This window comes from Bacillus bruguierae, from assembly GCF_037104725.1.
GTDB lineage: Bacteria > Bacillota > Bacilli > Bacillales > Bacillaceae_G > Bacillus_A > Bacillus_A bruguierae.
On the sequence record NZ_JBAWSX010000006.1, the window covers coordinates 182,612 to 204,964 of the forward strand.

At 34.4% G+C, this 22,353-nt stretch carries 23 protein-coding genes and 1 pseudogene; 7 read left to right on the forward strand and 17 right to left on the reverse strand.

Translation table 11 applies throughout. The annotated features are described in order from the left end of the window. Positions 1 to 58: 58 nt before the first annotated feature. The 4 genes and pseudogenes from WAZ07_RS12705 to WAZ07_RS12720 all read right to left on the reverse strand — a co-directional run bounded on the left by WAZ07_RS12705 (position 59) and on the right by WAZ07_RS12720 (position 2,505). Positions 59 to 349, reverse strand: coding sequence for an antibiotic biosynthesis monooxygenase family protein (locus WAZ07_RS12705; RefSeq protein ID WP_336472743.1), 291 nt, complete (start codon positions 347 to 349; stop codon positions 59 to 61). Positions 350 to 655: 306 nt separating this feature from the next. Then, positions 656 to 1,501: pseudogene (locus WAZ07_RS12710) on the reverse strand (phosphotransferase family protein). A gap of 48 nt (positions 1,502 to 1,549) precedes the next feature. Then, positions 1,550 to 1,996 carry a GNAT family N-acetyltransferase gene (locus WAZ07_RS12715; protein ID WP_336472744.1) on the reverse strand — a complete coding sequence of 149 codons (447 nt, stop codon included), beginning with the start codon at positions 1,994 to 1,996 and terminating at the stop codon, positions 1,550 to 1,552. 23 nt (positions 1,997 to 2,019) lie between these two features. Further along, positions 2,020 to 2,505, reverse strand: coding sequence for a GNAT family N-acetyltransferase (locus WAZ07_RS12720; protein WP_336472745.1), 486 nt, complete (start codon positions 2,503 to 2,505; stop codon positions 2,020 to 2,022). 385 nt (positions 2,506 to 2,890) lie between these two features. Here WAZ07_RS12720 and WAZ07_RS12725 point away from each other — a divergent pair, with 385 nt between their 5' ends. Together WAZ07_RS12725 and WAZ07_RS12730 are read left to right on the forward strand one after the other, a co-directional pair. Next, positions 2,891 to 3,793 carry an ABC transporter permease subunit gene (locus WAZ07_RS12725; RefSeq protein WP_336472746.1) on the forward strand — a complete coding sequence of 301 codons (903 nt, stop codon included), beginning with the start codon at positions 2,891 to 2,893 and terminating at the stop codon, positions 3,791 to 3,793. Beyond that, a complete protein-coding gene (locus WAZ07_RS12730) occupies positions 3,790 to 4,806 on the forward strand; it encodes an ABC transporter permease subunit (protein WP_336472747.1) in 1,017 nt (338 codons plus the stop codon). Before WAZ07_RS12725 ends, WAZ07_RS12730 begins: the two co-directional genes overlap by 4 nt. Positions 4,807 to 4,882: 76 nt before the next feature. Here WAZ07_RS12730 and WAZ07_RS12735 read toward each other — a convergent pair whose 3' ends face one another. Then, complete coding sequence (locus tag WAZ07_RS12735) at positions 4,883 to 5,311, reverse strand: GNAT family N-acetyltransferase (protein WP_336472748.1); 429 nt, start codon at positions 5,309 to 5,311, stop codon at positions 4,883 to 4,885. Positions 5,312 to 5,441: 130 nt separating this feature from the next. Here WAZ07_RS12735 and pdxR point away from each other — a divergent pair, with 130 nt between their 5' ends. Further along, a complete protein-coding gene (gene pdxR, locus WAZ07_RS12740) occupies positions 5,442 to 6,836 on the forward strand; it encodes a MocR-like pyridoxine biosynthesis transcription factor PdxR (protein WP_336472749.1) in 1,395 nt (464 codons plus the stop codon). Positions 6,837 to 7,664: 828 nt separating this feature from the next. Then, positions 7,665 to 8,081 (forward strand): GNAT family N-acetyltransferase, encoded by a 417-nt coding sequence (locus tag WAZ07_RS12745; protein WP_336472750.1) that lies wholly within the window; start codon positions 7,665 to 7,667, stop codon positions 8,079 to 8,081. A gap of 114 nt (positions 8,082 to 8,195) precedes the next feature. Here the strand turns inward: WAZ07_RS12745 and alr are convergent, their stop codons facing one another. Then, positions 8,196 to 9,371: an alanine racemase gene (gene alr / locus WAZ07_RS12750; RefSeq protein ID WP_336472751.1), complete on the reverse strand. Its 1,176-nt coding sequence runs from the start codon at positions 9,369 to 9,371 to the stop codon at positions 8,196 to 8,198. Between the two features lie 166 nt (positions 9,372 to 9,537). Here alr and WAZ07_RS12755 point away from each other — a divergent pair, with 166 nt between their 5' ends. Further along, on the forward strand, positions 9,538 to 9,999 hold the full coding sequence (locus tag WAZ07_RS12755; protein WP_336472752.1) for a DinB family protein: 462 nt from the start codon (positions 9,538 to 9,540) through the stop codon (positions 9,997 to 9,999). 108 nt (positions 10,000 to 10,107) lie between these two features. On the opposite strand, the gene WAZ07_RS12760 is transcribed toward WAZ07_RS12755, so the two are convergent. The 8 genes from WAZ07_RS12760 to WAZ07_RS12795 form a co-directional block, all read right to left on the reverse strand. Continuing rightward, positions 10,108 to 11,067, reverse strand: coding sequence for an SPFH domain-containing protein (locus WAZ07_RS12760; RefSeq protein ID WP_090911864.1), 960 nt, complete (start codon positions 11,065 to 11,067; stop codon positions 10,108 to 10,110). Next, complete coding sequence (locus WAZ07_RS12765) at positions 11,067 to 11,498, reverse strand: NfeD family protein (protein WP_336472753.1); 432 nt, start codon at positions 11,496 to 11,498, stop codon at positions 11,067 to 11,069. Before WAZ07_RS12765 ends, WAZ07_RS12760 begins: the two co-directional genes overlap by 1 nt. Positions 11,499 to 11,896: 398 nt before the next feature. Continuing rightward, a complete protein-coding gene (locus WAZ07_RS12770) occupies positions 11,897 to 12,637 on the reverse strand; it encodes a M15 family metallopeptidase (RefSeq protein WP_336472754.1) in 741 nt (246 codons plus the stop codon). A 583-nt stretch (positions 12,638 to 13,220) separates the two neighbouring features. Then, positions 13,221 to 14,375, reverse strand: a complete 1,155-nt coding sequence (gene spoIIP, locus WAZ07_RS12775) for a stage II sporulation protein P (protein WP_336472755.1) — start codon at positions 14,373 to 14,375, stop codon at positions 13,221 to 13,223. Positions 14,376 to 14,535: 160 nt separating this feature from the next. Next, positions 14,536 to 15,051 carry a DUF1572 domain-containing protein gene (locus WAZ07_RS12780; RefSeq protein ID WP_336472756.1) on the reverse strand — a complete coding sequence of 172 codons (516 nt, stop codon included), beginning with the start codon at positions 15,049 to 15,051 and terminating at the stop codon, positions 14,536 to 14,538. Positions 15,052 to 15,067: 16 nt separating this feature from the next. Beyond that, entirely contained in the window at positions 15,068 to 15,397 is a 330-nt protein-coding gene (gene csaA / locus WAZ07_RS12785; protein ID WP_090911877.1) for a chaperone CsaA, read from the reverse strand. Positions 15,398 to 15,908: 511 nt separating this feature from the next. After that, on the reverse strand, positions 15,909 to 16,556 hold the full coding sequence (gene cbpA, locus WAZ07_RS12790; RefSeq protein WP_336472757.1) for a cyclic di-AMP binding protein CbpA: 648 nt from the start codon (positions 16,554 to 16,556) through the stop codon (positions 15,909 to 15,911). A gap of 501 nt (positions 16,557 to 17,057) precedes the next feature. Then, positions 17,058 to 17,342 carry a hypothetical protein gene (locus tag WAZ07_RS12795; protein ID WP_336472758.1) on the reverse strand — a complete coding sequence of 95 codons (285 nt, stop codon included), beginning with the start codon at positions 17,340 to 17,342 and terminating at the stop codon, positions 17,058 to 17,060. 619 nt (positions 17,343 to 17,961) lie between these two features. On the opposite strand from WAZ07_RS12795, the gene WAZ07_RS12800 reads away from it, so the two are divergent. Then, on the forward strand, positions 17,962 to 19,275 hold the full coding sequence (locus WAZ07_RS12800; RefSeq protein ID WP_336472759.1) for a hemolysin family protein: 1,314 nt from the start codon (positions 17,962 to 17,964) through the stop codon (positions 19,273 to 19,275). After that, a complete protein-coding gene (locus tag WAZ07_RS12805) occupies positions 19,272 to 19,754 on the forward strand; it encodes a DUF456 domain-containing protein (RefSeq protein ID WP_336472760.1) in 483 nt (160 codons plus the stop codon). Before WAZ07_RS12800 ends, WAZ07_RS12805 begins: the two co-directional genes overlap by 4 nt. 25 nt (positions 19,755 to 19,779) lie before the next feature. On the opposite strand, the gene WAZ07_RS12810 is transcribed toward WAZ07_RS12805, so the two are convergent. The 3 genes from WAZ07_RS12810 to WAZ07_RS12820 all read right to left on the reverse strand — a co-directional run bounded on the left by WAZ07_RS12810 (position 19,780) and on the right by WAZ07_RS12820 (position 21,719). Next, on the reverse strand, positions 19,780 to 20,400 hold the full coding sequence (locus WAZ07_RS12810; RefSeq protein ID WP_336472761.1) for an NAD(P)-dependent oxidoreductase: 621 nt from the start codon (positions 20,398 to 20,400) through the stop codon (positions 19,780 to 19,782). A gap of 105 nt (positions 20,401 to 20,505) precedes the next feature. Beyond that, positions 20,506 to 20,700, reverse strand: a complete 195-nt coding sequence (locus tag WAZ07_RS12815) for a hypothetical protein (RefSeq protein ID WP_336472762.1) — start codon at positions 20,698 to 20,700, stop codon at positions 20,506 to 20,508. Between the two features lie 560 nt (positions 20,701 to 21,260). After that, positions 21,261 to 21,719 carry a spore coat protein gene (locus tag WAZ07_RS12820; RefSeq protein WP_336472763.1) on the reverse strand — a complete coding sequence of 153 codons (459 nt, stop codon included), beginning with the start codon at positions 21,717 to 21,719 and terminating at the stop codon, positions 21,261 to 21,263. Positions 21,720 to 22,353: the final 634 nt, after the last annotated feature.

Sequence of the window (22,353 nt, forward strand, 5' to 3'; positions counted from 1 at the left end):
TCAGCATAGGATATCTTCATTCCCCACTGATGGCAATTTTATTCAGGTTCAATCCATCTCATTCTGCATACTGAAAATGCTCTACAATTGGAAACGGCTCATAAAAGTGGTGTAATCTCTTCTTCCACTCTTCATACTCACTTGATTTTCGAAATCCTTCCGTATGATCCTCTAAGGTCTCCCAATTCACTAATAAAAGATATTTCCCCTGAGTTTCTATACATTTATGAAGTGTATGACCACGGTAACCTTTCATAGAAGAAATAATGTTAGAAGCCTCTTGAAAGGCATGTTCAAATTCTCTTTCCATTCCAAGCTTTACTTGGAGCATTGCTGCTTCTAATATCACCACCATCATCTCCTAACTTTTTATTACACGTCGAAATTTGCAAATTCTATTCTTCTCGTAATAGGCCTGTTATCACTGTTCCATAATACTTTCTATATAAATACATTTTAATTTTTCGACATATAAGTCGCTGCTACGCAGAATATAACATGACCTGTACTTGCTTGCTCCCTTTGTTTTAAACCTCGCATGTGGCAGAAAAAAGTTCTGACCGCTTCTATACACGGCCAGATACTCTCGTCCTCCCTAAAGAAAGTGGAGGTTTTATGTCATTTTTTTAACTTATATATATTACGTATACCATTCTTAAATGTAATCTTTTATCCCCTGTTCAAATGCTTTTCTATCATTATTCCTTAACCCAAATAATGCTTCTTGCAAAGCAAACGTACTTCTATAAAAATTCATCCTATCCATCACTTGATCAAAATTCGGATACAGCGATGAAAATCCCTCTAAAAAATGACTGCCATAGCTAGATAATAACCCTGCAAAATCGTATGCCGGATCACCAATACCCGCCAAAGTCAATAATCCCCGAGATTCTCTTCTCCTCACCATCATACAAAATATTTGTCATTCCAAAATCTCCATGAATAAGACACGGCTGAAATGTAAAATGACTATTATCACTTAAATAAGCTTCAAAAGATTGAGAGACATCTTGCTTTGCACTTTCTTTCATATAAGAAAATAAATTCTCTTTCAATTGAAAATATAAACTTTCTATTTCACTATATATATCAGCAGTACTTCCTTTTAGCATTGGACTAATTTCTGACACTGGTATACTATGCAATTCTTTTAAAAAATTAGCTAGTTGCGCTGCGCTTGTACTTTGTTCTTCTTCGGACAATTGAAGAAATGTTGTATTCCAAAATGGCTCTCCATTAATTTTATGATAACCAGAAAATGCTGATAGCTTGGACAAGGGATGGAGAGTGAAGCATAGTTTTGTATTTTCTCTAACAGCTTTGTCTCAGCAATGAGTTTTGTAATTCCTTCTTCATATTTTGGAAAACGAAACACTATATTTTCATTTACAATTAGTACATCGTTATTTTGACCAATATCATTTACATAAGCAGTCTGCACATCAAGATTCGGGTAAACCTTTTCCAAGTATTGAACGTACTCATTTTCTTTTACCATTTCTTCACCCTCTTGACTCTAATTATCGCGAAAATTTTACCTTTATTTCTATTTTTCATCTTCACGTTTCAAACTCATAACAACTTGTCTTTCAACAAATCCCATTTCTTTATACAACTCTTTCGCGAAATTCCCTGCAAATACATTCAAACGAATTTCTGAGTAGCCCAGCTTATCAAGTTCATCAACAGCTACTCTCATAAGCTGACGTGAAAACCCTTGTCCGCGATAAGGATGCAACACATACAATTCATAAATAAAACCTATTTCTTCTCCAGAAAAATAGTCCTTATTGCTCCCAATTAATACCCATCCTTTTAAAATATTATCTTGTTTAATAACAAGATAATATGCTCCTTTTTCTAAAAGTGGCGTCGTAATTTCCAGTACTTTCTCTTGGCTAAACTTACTTGTTTTCATCGTTCCTTCATATAAAGACTCAGCCGAATGAACTAAAATTTTTTCCACATCACTTTCAGTTGCTCTTTGGATCATAAAAACATCTTTCCTCTCTCCTATTAAACATGTAATACCATTCTTAATGTTTTCAGCGTATGTCCATCAAAATCTTCTTCAAACGCATCTACCACTGCAAATCCTTTTGCAGTATAAAATGCTTTTCCTGTTTTATTCTCTGCTTCTACGTTTATACAAATTTTCTTGACACCTTCTAACGTTGTAATTCCTTTACGTAATAACGCTGTTCCCATACCATTCCCTTGATATGCGGGCAATAAGTATATCGCTCCTAACTCAGCTTCATTTTGATGCTTTATTGGCGAAAAATTGGCAAATCCTACAACTTTCCCGTCTACTTCTCCTACAAATAAATGTGAATGTTGTAAACGATGCTGCATCATGTTAGGGGAATAGGCATGCCCTAAAAATTTCTCTTGTACTGCTGCCGGAATAATATCCTTATACGTATCATTCCATGAAGCTTTAGCCACATATTGTATAAATGGAATATCTTCTTCTTTCATCTCACGAATTACAAAATTCATAGAGGCTCCTCCTACTTCTTTTTATACATCTTGTAAATCATTGTTTGAACGTTATAATATCTATTTTAATTTTTCGACATCTTTGTCTAGCTCTGCCTCCTAAGCAGTCGGCTCCGCTTTTCTTTACAAGTCGCTGCTATGCATAATTACTTGCATGTGGTAGAAAAAAGCCCTGACCGCTTCTATGCATGGCCAGATGTACTCGCCCACCTATCTTCCTCGTTTCTCTCTGAATCTTGAGGTAGGGGTCTTACTGCCCGTTAATGCGGGATAAATATGATATTTTTTACTAGTTTTATTTATTATAATATTTTTTCTGAAAAATCAAAACAAATCTCCAATTATTTTGTATAATATTGTAAAAATGTATTTTTGGAGGGATATTATGCTAAGGAAACTATGGAAATCTTCTATACAGCTATTAACTGTTTTCATTATGTTACTTATTCTATTAAACATCCCAGCCCTATTTATAAACGAAAGCAGAAACATTTCATTTCAACCAATCAAGTTCATACAGGCCATCACTAATATGGGAAAACAAATTTTTTCTGTACACTCGCTTACTTTTCAAATTCCTGCATCTACAGGAAACATGAAAACCGTTTCCTTGTTTCCTACTGTATTAGAACCATACGTATATTCATTTACAATTTTATTTGCTGCCCTATTTCTTTCTTTATTTGTTGCAGCAAGTATTGCTTACCTTTATTTTTTATCATCAAAGCGGATTAAAAATATGATAGAGCGCACTGTTTTCGTATTGGAGGCCATCCCTGATGTCATGATTATGATCTGTCTACAAATGTTTTTTATGTGGTATTTCCGTCAAACAGGTGAATTGCCAGTACATATTATGACATTCAATGAAAACAGAGCGTACATACTTCCTATTATTTGTTTGTCGATACTCCCTACCATTCAAATGTTTCGAATGATGATATTGTACATAGAGGAAGAGCGTATAAAACCGTATGTTGAAGTTGCCTACGGGAAAGGACTTTCATCAAGCTATATCATCCGTATACATTTATTTAAAAACATTTTCATTCACCTATTCCATCATTCAAAAATGATTTTTGTCTTTTTACTTTCCAATTTATTTGTACTAGAATCCGTGTTTCACATGTCAGGCATTATTCAATTCCTTATTTTCACAAATCATTTTTCAACATCCATTACATTTATTGTACTTATAATGATTGTTATGCCTGTTTACCTTTTATTTCAAATTTGTTCTTACTTTATGAAAAGATGGCAAACACAAATGAATGGAGAGATTATATGAAGGCTATTTGGAAATCAAAACGCTTTGTTATCGGATTAACATATATAGTTGTACTTGTCATCGCTAGTTTTATTTACGGCTTTTACTTCAAAGAAGATACTTTAAAACCAATGAGACTGTTATACGATGAAAATGGAGAATTAATTGCCGCCTCGCCATTTTCACCAAAGCAAATGCCACCGCTTGGTTCAGATCGTTTTGGTGAATCTATTTTTCTCCAAATACTAGACGGTGCGAAGTTTACGATTTTATTCGCGATTGGAATTAGTTTATTACGCGTTTTCCTTGGTACAATACTTGGTGTGTTATTAAGCTTATATGTAACGCGATTAAAATCTTTTGTAAAAACATGTACAGAAGTATTTTATTATTTACCAACCGTTTTCATTGCATATATATTAATGCAGCCTATGAACAAAATGATTTTTTCAAACTTAGATAGTAAACTCGACGTGAACTTTTCTCTTCTATCTTATCAAGCTATCGTTCTTGTCCTTGTTGTTTTACCTACTATAACAACATATGTATCTTCTGAAATTGATGAATTTATGAAACAAGACTATATTTTAAGCTCACAATTAATGGGCGCCAGTCGTCTATATATTGTTCGTATGCATTTACGCGTATTATTAAAAGATCGTCTTTTCTTATTATTTATGCAGCACATTGTGCAAACACTTCTGTTAATTATGCACCTCGCGCTAGTAAAGCAATTTATCGGAGGGGTACAAAAGAAAAGTGCAGATTTAGCAGAAGATAAATTTATTTCACTTTCTAACGACTGGGCAGGACTTATTGGTCTCAACTATTTTGAACTAAACGTATCTATGTGGATTGTTTTTAGTACACTTATTGCTTTATTTTTAACTATTCTTGTCTTAAAACTAATGACAACAGGAGTACAAGATGCTTTAACCAAACAAAAATATTCTATAAAAAAAATGGAAAGACACAAAGAAACAAATCCACACATACAAAACAAGCATTCCTTCACTTTTGCTAATAATAAATAACAACCTTATCATTCCTTTTCAAAAACACAAAAGAGGATTTTCAAAAAGGTCTGCTTTTTGAAAATCCTCCTCTTTTTTATATTTCCTTATGAAATGAATAACTCACCTTCTCATATCCTTCTCTCTCATAAAAACGATGTGCATCTACTCTTGGAAACGCTGAAGTTAATACGACACAAGTACAATTATTCTCTTGCCCCCACTCTTCAATATACGAGAGTAGTTTTTCTCCATGTCCTTTTGAACGATGTGCTTCTGCTGTAACAAGGTCATATATAAAGACATGTTTCGCATTATAAAAATTTGTACAAATTGCCACTCCGGCTAAGCTCACTACTTCTCCTTCATGATTAAACAAAGCAAATAGACGATAATTTTCTTCTTGCATCCTTTCTAAAAGAGACAGCACTTCTTCTCTAGAGAGTTTAGGTCGCAGTTGTTGTAATACTGGTAGCACCTTGCAAAATTCTTGTTCTGTTTTTACCTCTTGTACATGTGTATTCATATTCTTCCCCTCCAACTATTTATCAAAAATTCAAAATGTTTTATGATTGTTATTATAAAAATTATATGCCCCCTTTTATAAGTGACAGTTTTACTCTTTTTTACAAGGGCAGTTTGAAAGGTTGATAACAGTGGAACTCACCATCCCATTAGACTCAAAAAGTAACATACCACTTTACATACAAATTTATAACTACATGAAAAAAGAAATCTTACAAGGAAGGATTGAAATCGGCAGTCGTCTGCCATCTCATCGGAATTTATCTTTGCAGCTTAATGTAAGCCGTAATACAGTGGAATATGCCTATCAACAGTTAATAGCTGAAGGATATGTAGAGAGTAAACATAGACGTGGATTATTTGTAGCGAGTATAGATTACGATATGATTCAAACAACAAATAATAAAAATATAGTAAATAAAAGAAAATCTGTTCAGGAGAATTTCCGTTTCGATTTCAGTCACGGAAGCATAGATACCTCTTCCTTTCCATTGTCTACTTGGAAAAAGATCACAAATAATTGTCTCTTAGAATATGAGAATGATTTGTTTACAAAAGAAGATCCTCAAGGCGAATGGCAACTACGTTCTGAAATTTCTCGTTATCTCTATCAAGCACGCGGTGTTGAATCTACTCCAGAACAAATTGTTATTGGAGCGGGTACACAACCTCTTCTTTGGTTACTTTTGCAATTACTTGGTTATGAGAACAACTATGCAATGGAAAATCCAGGATTCCACCGCGTAAGAGCTGTCATGCAAAGCTGCGGCTTACATATACAGCCAATTTCTCTAGATGAAAAAGGGATTCATATTTCTTCTTTATATGAAAGTCGTGCGAATGTCGTATATGTAACACCGTCTCATCAATTTCCATATGGAATGATTATGCCGCTTTCTCGCCGAATGGAACTACTAAAATGGGCTAACGACAATAACGGGTGCATTATAGAAGATGATTATGACGGTGAATTTCGTTACACAGGAAAACCGATTCCTTCCTTACAAGGGTTAGATACTAACGGGCGTGTCATTTATATGGGCACATTTTCAAAATCATTTTTACCTTCATTCCGAATGAGTTACATGGTTCTTCCGCAAACTCTACTAAAAAACTATGAGCATGATGGAACCATTTTCAAGCAAACCGTCTCCAAAATACAGCAGCTTACGTTTGCAACATTTATGAAAGAGGGATATTGGGAGCGACACTTAAATCGAATTCGTACTGTATATAAAAAGAAACATCACTTCTTAGTACAGACCATCCAAAAAGAGATGGGACCTCTAGTAGATATCATAGGTTCTGATTCTGGTCTTCATATTGTATTACATGTTCATAACGGGATGAATGAACAAGAGCTTATAAATAAAGCGGCAGAACAAAGCGTAAAGGTATATCCTTTATCTCCGTATGATATGGTAAATAATCTCCAGGAAGAACCTTACGTTTTGATGGGATTTGGAGGAATATCCATAGCTGACATTCCCTGTGCCATTCAATTATTGAAGAAAGCTTGGTTTTAATTTACTATTTCCCCTATTATTCCTATAAATATTGTATAATTATTTGAGGGAATTTTCAGATAAACAAATCTATATAAATATGATGTTACAGAATCTTTTTTCTTCTCCTATCATTTACTATCTGTTCAAGGAAGCATTTATCTATAGTAACTGTTTGTTCTTAGAATACGTGCTAAAACGACATATTTTGACGGTCTTAGTAATTGTTATCGTAGAATAAGAAACATACAATATGGACACTTATTATAGCCAATAGGAGGAATGTTTAAACTGATGGATATAATCATGACGTGTTTAGGTTTGACTGGTTCGGTATGTTTAGCAATCGTAAAAAGACATAGAGAGGGTAAAGATAAACAAGATATTATACTAACAGCAATAGGTATTTTTCTATTATGTTTATTTTTGATTTATGTTGGAAACAAAGACTTAAATAGATAATCTGGCAATAGAGGTGAAAAGAACTGGCAATCATATATCTATTACTCATACCCACAGTAGGATTATTTTTCTTAATTGTTGGGAAACCTTTACTATCTATATTAACTTTCTTTATCTTAATCTTAGGAAAATCAATATACGATAACAAGAAGAATAAGTAATAAAACTGGCAATATAGTAAATCTTTCAATAAACAAACAGTAAGGATAACACTACAAAATTATGGTAGAGCGTTAGCTGAAAACCCCTGTCTTTTTTAGGGAACGAAAGCATCTGGCCGTGCATAGCAGCGACTTATATATGTTAAAAAATTAAAATGGCTTTATATAGATGAATAGAACGCCCATCTTTCTTTTAATTCACACACTATAAAAAGGAGACTATAATATGCAGATTCAAAACAAATGGAGTAAAAAAGACAGCGATTATATTAGAAAACAACTCATTTCATTCAATAACTCGCAAGTTTCAGGAAGTAAGCAATCGCTTGTGAAAGACGTCTGTTTAACAGTAAAAAATGAGAATGAAGAGATCGTAGCTGGTTTAATCGGTATTATTTTTTGGCAGTGCCTACATGTTGATATTTTATGGGTCGATGATAGCCTGCGTCACCAAGGTTATGGCAGTAAACTTCTATTGGAAGCCGAACGAATAGCGAAAGAGACGGATTGTACACTCATTAAACTTGATACTTTTAGTTTCCAAGCACCCGAATTTTATAAAAAGTATGGTTATGAAGTATATGGTGTTATAGAAGATTTTCCAAAAGGACACACTCATTATTATTTACAGAAGAAAATATGAAATAGTGAGTGATTGTATAGCTATACAAAAAGGATAGATAACACAGAAACCATTCTGCTTTATCTATCCTTTTCTTTGTTTCATATATAGAAAAAACCTTAGATTATTTATGAATCACTTTCTTCTTAATGGATTTACAACACTAACAATTTTATCATTTTCTTTATATACACGCGGAATTCTTCGATTTAACATACACGTGACTTCATAATTAATTGTCCCTAACATATCAGCAACTTCTTCTACCGCAATCTCTTCATTGCCTTGCTTACCGTAAAAGACTACCTCATCTCCAACATGTACAGGCATCGCTTTCGTTACATCGAGCATAAGCTGATCCATACAAACACGGCCAATAATAGGTACTCTCACACCATTGACTAAGGCATACCCTCTACTTGACAGTTGACGACTAAATCCATCCGCATATCCGATTGGAATTGTAGCAACCCACTCATCCCCTGCCGCAACATACGTATTGCCGTAGCTTACCCCTCTTCCTTGTTTACCCCGTTTCACATGAGCCACTTTGGACTTTAATGTTAAAATCGGCTGAATTGTTACTGTTTTATGATTCACTTCTTTTGATGGATACATTCCATATATCCCTATCCCAACGCGAACCATATTTTGAAATTCATTATTTAGCTCCATTGTTCCTGCACTATTCGAGCTATGAATAAGCGGCAAATGCAGCCCCATATCTTTTGCAATATTTACAGCCTTCTCAAATAAGTCTTTTTGCATCAATGTATATGTTTTGTCTACTTCATCAGCAGTAGAATAATGTGTAAACATCCCTGCTACTTCTACATGTTGCATTGCTTTCAATTCTTGTAGAAACGGTACCACTTCTTCTTCTTGTAAACCAATCCGGCTCATACCTGTATCAATTTTTATTTGAATACGCGCCGCCTTTTGCAGACGCTCTGCTATACAATCAATATTTCTTAAATCGTCAATTCTATATACGGTCATCATAATATCGTATTCAATTGCGTCTATTATAGCTTCCTCCGGTGTATAGCCCAAAACTAAAATCGGTACTGTTATACCCGCTTCACGGAGTTCAATTCCTTCATCTACAAAAGCAACCGCAATATGACTTACTCCAGCTTCAATCGCCGCTTTTGCAACTTCAATGGCACCATGACCATATCCATTTGCTTTTACAGCTGCCATCATTGCAATATTTTCATCGTTTACACGTTTTTTAAATTCTCTTACGTTATGTTTTACAGCATCTAAATTAACCTCAACAATTGTATTTCTTCCGTATCTTGCAATCATTATTTTAACTCCTAACTGAATAATCCCATTCTATTTATCGTTCAATAGGACCTTTAACACTATAATACTTTTCATTTTCCTAGTCAAACTACTAGAATCTTCAGAATCTTAAGCGTGATATAATACCTGTAAAATCTTATTATAAACAGATGTGAGGGGAAATACAATGTTTGTTCAAGCAGCACTGCACCAATTAGAAATTGCGATTGATTCTACAATACAGATGTTAGAACAGGTTACTTACGATGAGTTACAGCAACGACCGCTCAAAAATAAACGCTCTCTCTTTGAAATTTGCACACATCTTTCTCTAATTTGTCATGCTGATTTCCTTATTTTAGCCGAAGCATCAAAGGAAGAGTTAGATATATTTTACATGCAACATACACCGCATACGCTTGAAGAGGTACAACAGACAATGAAAGAAGGTTTCCATCTTCTTTCTAAAACATTTCAAGCCTATTCCTTAGCAGAACTTGAAGAAGTCACCCATTCCTACTGGGGCGCTTCCTACTCTCGATTTGAGTGGCTACTTGAAATTGTTGCTCATTTTTATCATCATCGTAGTCAATTACATACCTTATTAGCAGAACATGCAAAAGATCCTCAAATTTCTTTGTTCGAATAAAAAATTTGAGGATCACTTCACTAGAGTTATCCAACTCTTCTAATGTATTATCAACGACACCGACTTCAAAAAAAGAAGAGAAATGGTATCCATCTCTCTTCCTCATTTCTATTGTTCATTTTTCGTATCTATTGAAGGCAGCTTTTTCTCTTTAAACAACTCTCCAATTGCCCCTAAGCTTCCTAATGTTTCAACGGCGTTTGACGGAAGGAATACTTTATTTGCAGGTCCTTTTGCAATCTCAGTTAGCGATTCAAATGACTGATATGCAAGTACTCGCTCATCAAGTCCTGACTGACGTAACATTTGAATCCGGATTTGTTCTGCTTTTGCAATTTCTTCAATTGCCTTCGCTTCCCCTTGTGCTTCTAATTCTTTCGCTTGTCGTAAACCTTCTGCCTCACGAATGCGTGCTTCTTTATCCCCTTCAGCCATTAAAATTTTACTTTGTTTCTCCCCTTCAGCTCGAAGAACTTTATCTTGTTTTGCCGCCTCAGCTTCAAGAATAATGGCACGTTTATTACGCTCTGCTTTCATTTGTTTTTCCATGGCTGCTTGTATATCTTTTGGAGGGTTAATATCTACAACTTCAACACGTTCAATACGAACACCCCATTTTTCTGTTGCTTCATCAAGTGCTAAACGGATTTCTGTTGAAATTTTTTCACGTCCAGATAATGTTTCATCAAGCTCCATTTTCCCGATAATTTGTCGCATTGTTGCAGATGTAATATTACGAACCCCAAATTCATAATTGGAAATACCATACGTTGCAAGTTCTGGGTCAATAACTTGATAGAAAATAATTGTATCAATCTCAACTTGTACGTTATCTTTCGTAATTACTTTTTGCGGTGGGACGTTTGTTTGTTGGATACGCAAATCATGATAAAGACGTACACGATCGATAACCGGGATAACCATGTTTAAACCCGGATGCATAACACGCTGAAATTTACCTAAACGCTCTACAACACCTACTCTTTGCTGCGGAATAATTTTAATTGATAATGCGATAAATACAATAACAATTAATGCTAAAATAATTGATAATGTTAAACCAACCATTATAATTCACACTCCCTTTTTACGTGCACTACCGTGCTGCTTCTTTTTACAACAATAACTCTTTCTCCATCTAAAATTGGTTCATCTGACACAGCAGTCCACATATCTCCCTCTATTTTTACAATACCATTCGCTCCATTTGTAACCGCTTGCACAATTATGCCTTTTTTTCCAATAAGCTGATCTACTGCATCTGTATATCCTTTTGCTTCTCGAAAATTTTTAGAAATTCGTTTTGTAAAAAATGTCAAACTAAGACTGACAACAGATGCTATCACAACTTGAAGTAGCAAAGAGTTTGGTACAAATAAGCCAATTAGACCTCCGACCACAGCACCTATCCCAAGCCATAATAAGTAGAACGTTACAGTCAGCATTTCCGCAATAAATAAAAGACCGGCAATGACAAACCAAATCACCCACCCTGTCATGTGCAACCCTCGCTTCCATTCTATTTTTATATGTATATGAGAGAAAGAAAACTTTATCACGTTGCATTGAATAACCAATTTAAAGCTGCAACATCTATTAATAGATGAAAAACATATTAAAATTATATATTAATATATTCTTTATTATACATGATAAATCCTCTCAAAAAGTGACAAAAAATCAAAATCTTCTCTAAAAAAGAAAGGTTCTCATTATGCAGTAAGTGATTTACATTACAATAACAAGAAAGCGATGTTTCCGTCTAAGAAACATCGCTTTTTTGTTTACGCATATACTTTTTTCTTTTCATCCTTTCCCCCGCATTGACGGGCAGTAAGACCTTAATTGATAAAAACCATCTATTAGCGAAAAGTAAAAAAAGCCACTAATAGATGGTTCACTTTATAGCTTCTTCTAAAGTAAGCTGATTTTCATATAAATACGTAGCATATGGGTTTCCAACATAACGAACATGCCATGGTTCATACATATACCCTGTTACCTCTTCTTTTTCTTTTTCATAACGGATAATAAACCCAAACTTATGAGCATTTTCAGCAAGCCACTTTCCTTCTTTCGTTTCTCCAAAGGAAGGTTCTAATTGAAATTTTGCCGATTGTGATGTAATATCAACTGCTAATCCTGTTTGATGTTCGCTTGTACCAGGAATTGCACTAGACATCGCTGTTTTTGCTTCCCCATCTTGCTTTTTATACATCGTATTTAATGCTTTTTGCCTTTCAAATGAACGAAATGCCGAAACTGCAAATAAAAAGATTTTTTCACGCTTTGCTTGTTGAAACATACGCTCCAATGCTAGAGCTGCTTCTTTACGCATTTTCTTTTTTTCATTGTCGCCTTCATATAAAAAGCGAACTTGGGGTATCACTAAATCTTGTGGCTCATACAAATCAGGCAAGCGTCTCTTCTTGTTTACAAGAACAAGAGTTGAATTTGGATTGTTAACAACCGCAAGTCCTTCTTCTATTTTTGCGGTTGTTTCTTGTACCTTTGGAAACACAATGTTTCCTTGTGCTTCTATCGCTTGTTTTTCTTTATGCTTTACATATTGGGGTATTGCAATCATAATCACTCCAACAACAATGACTATACTAAACAGCATCCATTTTTTTTTCATATAACATCCTTTTATTCTAATAATTTTTTCCACAACACACTTATCAACTTGCACTACAGTTCATATCAGTTGATTATTTCCATCACATACCATGTATTGTTGCCCATTTTTTTACTTCCTTAAACAAATACAGTACAATTACTTATCTAATTCTAAGAATATTTATACTTCTAACATTTATTTATATAATATAATTATTAGCAAGGATGCTTTATAAAGTGAAACTTCCATCAGTGGTTTTTTCATCCCCCACTGATGGAAAGCCCGCCCAATCGGGCTTTTACGGGCAGTTATCCCCCCACCTATCTTCTTTAGAAAAGCGGAAGCGGCTCGCTCAGAAGCGCAGGACGCCCACGTCCCTGACAAAGAGGCGCTTTTTGCCTCGTCGAAGGGGGCGAAACGACCGGAGGTTCTAGCCGCTAGAGCTGGACAACGTTTTTTTCTCAATTTTGAGGTGGGGGTCTTATTGCCCACAAATAGCGGGATAAATGAAAATTCGCTATCATTCTTCCAAATCCTTTTTCACAAGATAAAGAAACAACTTTTGCGCAAAATAAATAGCGTAAGCAACACTTGCTTACGCTTAACCATTCACCTTTTCAGCTTGCCAATAATACTCACTAAATGCTTCTGCGAGTGCATCTATACTACGATCGAGTTCCTCTTCTGTATTATCAACACCGCCTACTTCAATGAGAATAGCTTGACCAGATAAATCTTGATTGTATACACCATTTCCCGTTCTAAAATCCTTTTGAATAACACCTCGGCTTAATCCAGGATATTTTTCCTTTAATGATTCATGTAGCGCTGTTGCCAGTTGCAGGTTTTTCGCATAATTTTTATTTCCCTTACCAATAACAAATGCCAACTTTGCATATGATTTATCACCAATTGTTTTCGTTGTTACTTCCTTCCTAGCACTATCTCTATGCAAATCAAAAAAGTATTGCAGCTCTCTATTATTTGTCATTGCTTCTTGCACAATCCCACGAGACATTTTATAAGAACTGCGATCATTTAATCCTCGGCTCACCAACATCTTTCCAACATCTGTTTTATCATTTGTTGTACCTACCCCATAATTTTCTAGCTTTTCACGAAATCTATCCCCAAATACAGCAATGTTCTTTACTGAGCTCGTTGCTTTATTTGGATCTGGATTATTCGTTAAATTTAACAATGGTAAATATGACTCCCAGCTATGTGTATGATAAATAAATGCTACTTTTCGATTTCCTGTCGTTTGTGCTGGCTTCTTTTTCTCTTCAGGTGATTCGTTTTTTTGAGATTTTTCTTGTTCCCCCGTCCGCTCTTTTACAAGCTCTTCTAAAGGTACACTTGATTCAATCGGTAAATTTGTATAATTTGTTCCTTCTCCAGCAATTATAATTTCCGTGTCATATTTCGAAAGTCCTGGAAGCTCTATTCCTATTAAACTACGAACGTCATCAAAGCGAATATTTGTCGCGGCAGATAAAATAAAAGAAGAAATCGAAAAATCTGTATTTAAATGGCGATATTCTTGTGTAAAATAACGATTTTCTGAACCAAGCACATACATATATCCATTCATTGAAAGCTCATTTAACCATTTATATAAATACGTTGACTTCGTTTCTTTTAATGATGTCACGATCATACTAACAAACAAAAAAGCAGCCATCATACCCAATAAAAGCAAAAAAATAAATTTTGGAAGACTTGTCCGTTTCACATAAAAATAGCTTCGACTCATTAGATCACCTCTCTCTATGAACATATGTACAAGCTACAGAGAATAGACCAACTAAAATTTGGAAATATCGGCATTGAGGTGAATGAAATTGAAGCTGATGATTGGATTATTTCCTATTGTGTTATCGTGTTTCTTTGTTTTACTTACGGTACATTCAACGTTATTTTTGCAAAAACTGATTAGACTTTCCTCTAGGAATACTTAAACATGTCCATTCTTTTTCTTTCAATAGTTTTCCAATATAAATAATTTGTCCAACATGTGAAGCATAGTGGGCAATTTGTCGTTCAATCGCTTGCATCACAGTATGCGGCTCTCGGCGTATATATACTGTTTTTAGAACATCATGAACTGTAATAGATTCCAACGTCCGAAATACAAATAACCATCCTTCTTCCCAAGCATGTAACAATTCTTCTTTTGAAGCGTATCCACCTTCAAACTCATCATCACGATTTCGATCTTTCTTTTCCCCATCTGTCATTAAGAAATTTGTCCACCGGGAACGCATATTACCATATAAGTGTTTTACAAGAATCGCAATACTATTTGCTTCTTCATGGGGAATCCAGCACAACTCCTCATAAGTAAGCTGTGAAAACGTTCGATCCCCTTGCTTTTTTATAGCTTGAAAATTTTCCACGGCACACTGTAAATACGCTTTTGCTATGTCCACTTTTCTCCTCCTATTTTTAGCTAATCGTTGTCCCATTCGGCACTTCCATACCCGGTTCTAGTAAAATAACATCTCCTTTTTCAGGGACACCGCCAAGTACAAGGACTTCAGATTTAAATCCAGCTACTCGTTTGGGCGGAAAATTAACAACCGCAACAACTTGCTTTCCAATAAGCTCTTCCGGTTCATATCGTTTCGTGATTTGTGCACTTGACTGTTTCATTCCAAGTTCACCAAAATCAATCTCTAACTTAATTGCAGGCACCCTGGCTTCTGGAAATACTTCTGCTCGGTAAATTGTTCCAATACGAATATCTAATTTCATGAAATCTTCAAAGGTAGCCATTTCTATATTCCTCCTAAATCCATTTTGATTTATCAACATATAAGTCGCTGCTATGTAGAACAAAACATGACCTGCTCGTTTTCTCTCTTTGTTTGAATCCTTGCATTTGGCAGGAAAAGCCCCTCATCACTTCTATGCATGACCAGATGCTCTCGTCCAACAAAAAGAAAGGGCCTTTTATGTCGTTACTCAATCTGTATATATATTAGACAATCCCCTGCATTTTCCTTCACAACAGAAAAATGCTTACACGCCTTTCTTTTGAACTTCCTGTAATGCTTTCGAACTATATATTCATTTTATTTTTTGATATACAAGTCGTTGCTATGCAGGACACACCATGATCGCTACTCGCTTTCTTCTTTTGTTTTAATGGTAAGAAAATGCCCTGACCGTTTCTATGCGCGGCCAGATGCTCTCGTCCTCTCCTAAAAAGAAAGGAAGTTTTTATGTCGTTTTTTAGCTTATATATAAAAAATCCATCTCTAATTTCCAGAGATGGATTTCCCTCTTACTCTACAATTTCCACTTCACGTGAATTTTTCATTTCTTCTACATGTATAACGCGAAATCCATGATTTTCTAAATCTGTTAAAAGTGTTTGTAATTCTTCTGCCGCAAATGCTTCTCCTAATGTAAACGCAATTCTACGTACATATAGTGCATTATTATCAAATGTCATTAAACTTTGAATCCCACTATACTTTTTCAATACAGTTGATAGTTTTTGAATAGCCCCATTATAATCTTGTGTTCCTATCATAACTGAATATACACTAGAATGAAGACCCCATGCATCTTCTAGTAACTCAAACACTTTTTTATGCGTTAAAATTCCAAGAAAGATTCCGTTATCATTCACAACAGAGATATATGGTAATTCCTTAATTGTAAAGAAAACTTTAAAGAATGAAGAGTCTTCTTTTACATAACCATCTTTATTGCGCAATAATTCTTTCACATTATCATCTAAAGATCCTTTGTATTCTAAAACATCCACCTTGTAAATATTCCCCAAAAATATTTCTTCTTTTTCATCTAGAACTGGAACACATCGATATCCCGTTTTATTTAAATGATCTAATGCTTCTTGCAATGTATATGTTTCCTTACAAAATAACACTTCTTTTTTTAAAACATAGTTTCCCTTTACTCTCATAAAAATCCCCCTTATGTTAAAATAATTTCTGTGACATAAATATATAATATTTTTAGACAAAAATAAATAAATTTATTTAATTTTTCTGAATTCTATTTATTATCCGTCACAAATTCTTCTTAAACCTTTCATTTTCCCAACAAATATCGAGGGAAATACTATATAAAGATTTTCTTTCCTACCTAAAAGAGCTTGTGTATTCTAGAAAAAAACGTTACAATAATAGAAATATTTTTCAGAATATTCCGAGATAAGGTGGAGGTATATGGCGACTTCTATTATTTCCTATGTATATCGTTGTCTTTTGGGGATGATGGTCATTATCCTTATTAGTCCAATTCCTTCTGTTTTTCTAAACAGTGAACAATCCTATTCTGAAGTATTACATACAATGATTAATCATTTAATACATTTTCGTTCCATTGCTATTCCAATAACAGATTGGATTCATGAACCATTCTTTTTCTTTTCTTACCATCCAGAAAATATGACAAAATCATTTCATTCAACTTCATCGTTCCCATACATATGGAAATTATATTTTTTATCTATGATACGATTCTTCTTTTCACTTACTGTTGGTTTTTTCATCAGCCTTGGAATTGGTCGATTTTTTACTAGATTATCTCCTAAAAATAGAAAGCATTTTTTAGTTTTACGTTGGGTTCCATTTTCATTTGGCACTGTTTTACTACAATGTAGCGTCATTATTCTTTGTCTATTCGTAGCATCATACATATCCTTTCCATACTTTTCCTCTCTTTTAATTATTTGTAGTACGTCCATGGTCATTATAATCCAGAGCATCAAAAAATGGATTCCTTTCTTGTATACAGCTCAAAAAACAACACATATACATGATTCAGCTTTTTTTAGTAATACACTGCTCGTTTCTCTGCTTGCAAATCATAAGTCTATCATTGGTTCTATATTGATTTCCTTTACATATATGGAATGTATTTTTCATGTAAATGGGATATTTCAATTTATTGTGCAATACTGTGTTACTTCCCCCACCCTTGTTACAATAAGCCTTTTATTACTGTACATCCCATACAAGCTACTTTCTCTCTTACAAATCATATGGAAAAGAAATCGCCATACCGAGCACATTTATAACCTATCTCGCACAACAATAAAGTAAACCATTTCTTCCAACTAATTATTAGTTAACGAATTGAGATCCTTATTGGCGGTTCCCTCTTTAAAATCGCTAATAAGGACCAATACATCAAAACTTTTATCGCCCCTCCTATCCCTCTTATAGCTGGATTTTTATTAAAATATTACATTCTCTCTCTGCTTTCTTTGACTATTCTTTCCTTTTCCATATATTATTAAAGTAAAACTTTTATTCAGGAGGTGACATCTTTATTCTAATTTTATTTTAGAATAAAGAATATCCTTGGACATATTAAATCTTTTTCTCATAGCTTTACTCATTCTTATTTCTGGCTTTTTCGTTGCATCAGAATTTGCTGTTGTTAAAGTACGCAAAAGTCGGATTGATCAACTTGCCAATGAAGGTAACAAACAAGCAATCCTAGCAAGAAAAGTTATTTCAAATTTAGATGTATACTTATCTGCTTGTCAGCTTGGCATTACGATTACATCTTTAGGGCTCGGTTGGCTTGGTGAACCTACTGTGGAACATTTATTGAAGCCGCTTTTTGAAAAAATAAATATAACAGGCGCCATGGCACATACGTTATCTTTTGTTATGGCTTTTAGCATTATTACGTTCTTTCATGTTGTACTAGGTGAACTCGTTCCGAAATCATTTGCTATTCAAAAGGCCGAACAAATTACATTAAAGTTCGCAAGACCTTTAATTCTATTTGATAAAATAATGTATCCTTTTATCTGGTTATTAAATAGCACCGCGCTCTTTTTCACAAAACTATTTGGATTACAACCAGTAAAAGAAAATGAACTTTCTCACTCTGAAGAAGAGTTACGCCTTATTTTAAGTGAAAGCTACAAGAGCGGAGAAATTAATCAATCAGAATACAAATATGTAAACAATATTTTTGAATTCGATGACCGTGTCGCAAAAGAGATTATGGTTCCGCGTACTGAAATGATTTGTTTGTCAACTGAAAATTCATCAACGGAAAATATGGAAATTATATCCAATGAAAAATATACGCGCTATCCAGTTATCGGAAAAGATAAAGATGATATTGTCGGTATAATTAATACAAAAGAAATCTTCCATGATCAAACAAAGGGGATTTTCAAACCGCTACAATCATACATACATCCTGTTTTAACAGTATTCGAAACTGTACCAATTAAAAAGGCACTCATTCATCTACAAAAAAATCGTGTCCAACTAGCAATTATTATGGATGAATACGGTGGAACTGCAGGTCTTCTTACAATGGAAGATATTATTGAAGAAATTATTGGAGAAATACAAGACGAATTTGACATAGATGAAACACCAATGATTGAGAAACGCAATCCGACATTAACGGTACTTGATGGAAAAGTACTTATTTCTGATGTAAATGATATGTTAGGTCTTCATATTGATGATAGTGATTTAGATACAATTGGAGGATGGTTTTTGTCACAAACCATTGACATAAATATTGAGCCTGGTCATATGATTCAATATGAAAATTATCAGTTTAAAGCATTAGAATTAGATGGACATCAAGTAAAAAAAATTGCGGTTAATAAAATAGATGCACAAAAAGGAGTTATGTCGTGAATATCTTATTAACTATATGTATTATCGCTTGTTTTATTATATCGTTTATCGCGTTCATCTACCCGGTCATTCCAGGTATACTCGCTTTATGGGCTGGATTTTTCATTTATCAATTTGGAATTAACCACTTGCAATTAACAACGTCATTTTGGATCGTTCAAATTATATTTACAATTATTATTTTCATTGCTGATTTTATTACAAATAGCTATTTCTTAAAAAAGTACGGAAGTACAAAATGGAGCGAACGTATCGGTATGGTTTCGATCATTGTTGGATCGTTCTTTTTTCCTCCATTTGGACTGATTATTATCCCATTCCTTTCCGTTTTCGTAACAGAATTAATGCATAAAAAAGCACCGCAAGAAGCCTTTATGGTTGGGGTTGCAACCGTCATCGGATTTCTAAGCAGCACGATAGCTAAAGCGATTTTACAAATCATTATGATTATTATATTTGTATGCTATATTCTTTTTTAGCCATCCTTATCATAAGGATGGCTTTTTAATAGGCAATGCCAACTCGTTTTTTATAATGAATATCATGATAAAGTAATTGATAAGCAAAATGAGCTGTATCTCCAACTGTAATCTTCATACCATCTAGCGGTAACACATCTTCTTCAGTACGATAAATAGCTGTTTCTTCTCCATCTATTAAGTGTGTTGGACAGACAATCGTCCATTGTAATTTGCTATTCGCTAAAGCTAAATAGGCCGCTACATGGTCTTCCGCTGCAGCCGTTGTCTTTCGACGTGATTCACTGGATTGAAAGCGATATAATTGCGGATTCACACGTGCCTGCAAAATTCCAGCCGTTCCAATTGTTATAATTCTTATAATCCCATCCTTGTTCATAGCGTCTATAATATTTGGCAAACTTTTTGATAACGTGCCGTTTCCATCGGTACCAAGTGCACTAATTACAACATCCGCTCCCTTTACACACTCTTTCACATCTTCTTCATTCCATACATTTCCTTCTATTACACGAAAATTCTCATGTTGTATTTGTAGCTTCTCTTTATTTCTCACAAGCGCTGTCACCTTATGATTATCCTGTAATGCAAATTTTAAAATTTCGACTCCAACTCGACCTGTTGCTCCAAATAAACATATATTCATACTAAATCACACCCTTTCAATCTCTCTATTATTTCTGAAAAAGCAAAAATACACAACAAAAAAGCTTTCTCATTGATCGAGAAAGCTTCTATCATCATATAACATTTATTTCTTTTCAGTAGAGCTTGAAGAACTTTCTTTCGATTTTTTATCTTTTACTTCCCCACTTGTTTCTTTATCAGTTGTCTTATCTTCTTGTTGCGTCGTCTCTTCTTTCTTTTCCTCACTCTTACCACAACCTACCACAAATAAAGAACTAGCAAGTGCAACTACAGTTAACGATTTAACCCATTTATTCATTTGCTTATCCCCCTTTTGATAGAATATGTACATTCTCATATTACTTCTCTTTTTTAAAGGAAATATTATAAATTAGTAAAGAAATAGTAAATCATTGTTAATTTTCTAAATTTTAACTATATATAAGTTAAAAAGCGACATAAAACCACTTTCTTTTTTATGGGAGGGCGAGAGCACCTGGCCATGCATAGGAGCGGTCAGGGCCTTTTCCTGCCACATGCGAGGTTTTCAAACAAAGGGGAGCAAGCCGTAGCGGTCATGGTGTATTCTGCATAGCAGTGACTTATAAAGAAAAGCGGAGCCGACTGTTTAGGCCCGTTGGCTAAGGTTCTTTCACACAGAAGGTGTTTTTTACCTTCTCGTGTGGAAAGTTCTTAGACATGAGGGCTTAGGAGGCAGAGCTAGACAAAAATGTCGAACATTAAAACGGCTTTATATATAACATTTTAGTTCATACGATTGCGATACTAATCAGGTTTTGTCTTTTGAGAATATAGCGACTTAGAAACGTAGAATTTTAACAAAATAAGTATAAAAAGACAGCGGTATTGCTGTCTTTTTCACCCATATTTTTCTTCATCCATTATTGCTTGTATGCTATATTCTTTTTTCATCACATATTGCCATACACTGTATGCATTTCGATTCATTTTCAAAAAACAACTTTCTAAAAAGGAGCGAAATTCTGGATTTGCTACTTGAGTTGCTACTTGCGCATATTCAAGTGCCAACCGTTTTAAATATGAAATATACGAAAAAGCAATTTCTATATCACCTTTTTGTCCATTATAGTTTGTATGAATCATTTCCATTGAGGATGAAACTGGATACTGGCCAATGATATGCTGCACATTTTCACCTTCTTGAAAATTAATCTGCTCATTGTATGCCTGCAATAAGTACGGTAAATGTTGTTGTAGCAATTCTTTTAATTCATGATCTCGTACTTCTTTCATATATTCACCAATCACACATATCACTTCATAACTATATACCATGAGTTTTTCAATATAGTCCATTCAATATTCCCTCCTCTCTACTGATATGTATGCTCTAAATAGAACGACAGAACTTTTGTGAATCTTACAAAACTCCCCTATACTTATGTTTTCAAAAATTGTGTTGTTTGCTGAAAATCTATATACAACTCCATCATCCATAAGTGTCACTTTCCCATGAAAAAACCATCTCAATGTTGATATACTTCCGCTCTAGAACCCCGTAATTTATAAGGCCTGCTTTCATAACAAAGCACCGCTTTTAAATCATCATTCTTATATGTTTCCTTCTCCCTCTATCCCTATACAATAAAGTGAAACTTTAATCAGTGGGGGTTTTCTTCATCTCCCACTGATTATTAGTTAAACCAATCGGGCGCATGCCAGCAGTTTATCTCCCACCTAACTTCTTAAGAAAAGCGGAAGTGGCTCGTTCAGAATGTGAGGGGGATGGAGCTTCTGACGTAGAGGGGGTTTTTTACCTCGTACGAAGAAGCGAAGCCACCGAACATTCTAGCCACTGGAGCTGGACAATGCTTTACCGAATTTTGAGGTGGAAGTATTACTGCCCACGAATAGCGAGATAAAAAAACATCTTTATATGGCATATATCCCAGTCAAACCATTACAAAAGTGCATATTGTATTATGTACCT

Bases quoted from the DNA above. Each gene is read 5' to 3' on its own strand.
- WAZ07_RS12715 (WP_336472744.1), bottom strand. From the start codon at position 1,996: ATGATCCAAAGAGCAACTGAAAGTGATGTGGAAAAAATTTTAGTTCAT.
- WAZ07_RS12720 (WP_336472745.1), bottom strand. From the start codon at position 2,505: ATGAATTTTGTAATTCGTGAGATGAAAGAAGAAGATATTCCATTTATA.
- WAZ07_RS12725 (WP_336472746.1), top strand. From the start codon at position 2,891: ATGCTAAGGAAACTATGGAAATCTTCTATACAGCTATTAACTGTTTTC.
- WAZ07_RS12730 (WP_336472747.1), top strand. From the start codon at position 3,790: ATGAAGGCTATTTGGAAATCAAAACGCTTTGTTATCGGATTAACATAT.
- WAZ07_RS12735 (WP_336472748.1), bottom strand. From the start codon at position 5,311: ATGAATACACATGTACAAGAGGTAAAAACAGAACAAGAATTTTGCAAG.
- WAZ07_RS12745 (WP_336472750.1), top strand. From the start codon at position 7,665: ATGCAGATTCAAAACAAATGGAGTAAAAAAGACAGCGATTATATTAGA.
- alr (WP_336472751.1), bottom strand. From the start codon at position 9,371: ATGATTGCAAGATACGGAAGAAATACAATTGTTGAGGTTAATTTAGAT.
- WAZ07_RS12755 (WP_336472752.1), top strand. From the start codon at position 9,538: ATGTTTGTTCAAGCAGCACTGCACCAATTAGAAATTGCGATTGATTCT.
- WAZ07_RS12760 (WP_090911864.1), bottom strand. From the start codon at position 11,067: ATGGTTGGTTTAACATTATCAATTATTTTAGCATTAATTGTTATTGTA.
- WAZ07_RS12765 (WP_336472753.1), bottom strand. From the start codon at position 11,498: ATGACAGGGTGGGTGATTTGGTTTGTCATTGCCGGTCTTTTATTTATT.
- WAZ07_RS12770 (WP_336472754.1), bottom strand. From the start codon at position 12,637: ATGAAAAAAAAATGGATGCTGTTTAGTATAGTCATTGTTGTTGGAGTG.
- spoIIP (WP_336472755.1), bottom strand. From the start codon at position 14,375: ATGAGTCGAAGCTATTTTTATGTGAAACGGACAAGTCTTCCAAAATTT.
- csaA (WP_090911877.1), bottom strand. From the start codon at position 15,397: ATGGCTACCTTTGAAGATTTCATGAAATTAGATATTCGTATTGGAACA.
- cbpA (WP_336472757.1), bottom strand. From the start codon at position 16,556: ATGAGAGTAAAGGGAAACTATGTTTTAAAAAAAGAAGTGTTATTTTGT.
- WAZ07_RS12795 (WP_336472758.1), bottom strand. From the start codon at position 17,342: ATGGACGTACTACAAATAATTAAAAGAGAGGAAAAGTATGGAAAGGAT.
- WAZ07_RS12810 (WP_336472761.1), bottom strand. From the start codon at position 20,400: ATGAATATATGTTTATTTGGAGCAACAGGTCGAGTTGGAGTCGAAATT.
- WAZ07_RS12815 (WP_336472762.1), bottom strand. From the start codon at position 20,700: ATGAATAAATGGGTTAAATCGTTAACTGTAGTTGCACTTGCTAGTTCT.
- WAZ07_RS12820 (WP_336472763.1), bottom strand. From the start codon at position 21,719: ATGGACTATATTGAAAAACTCATGGTATATAGTTATGAAGTGATATGT.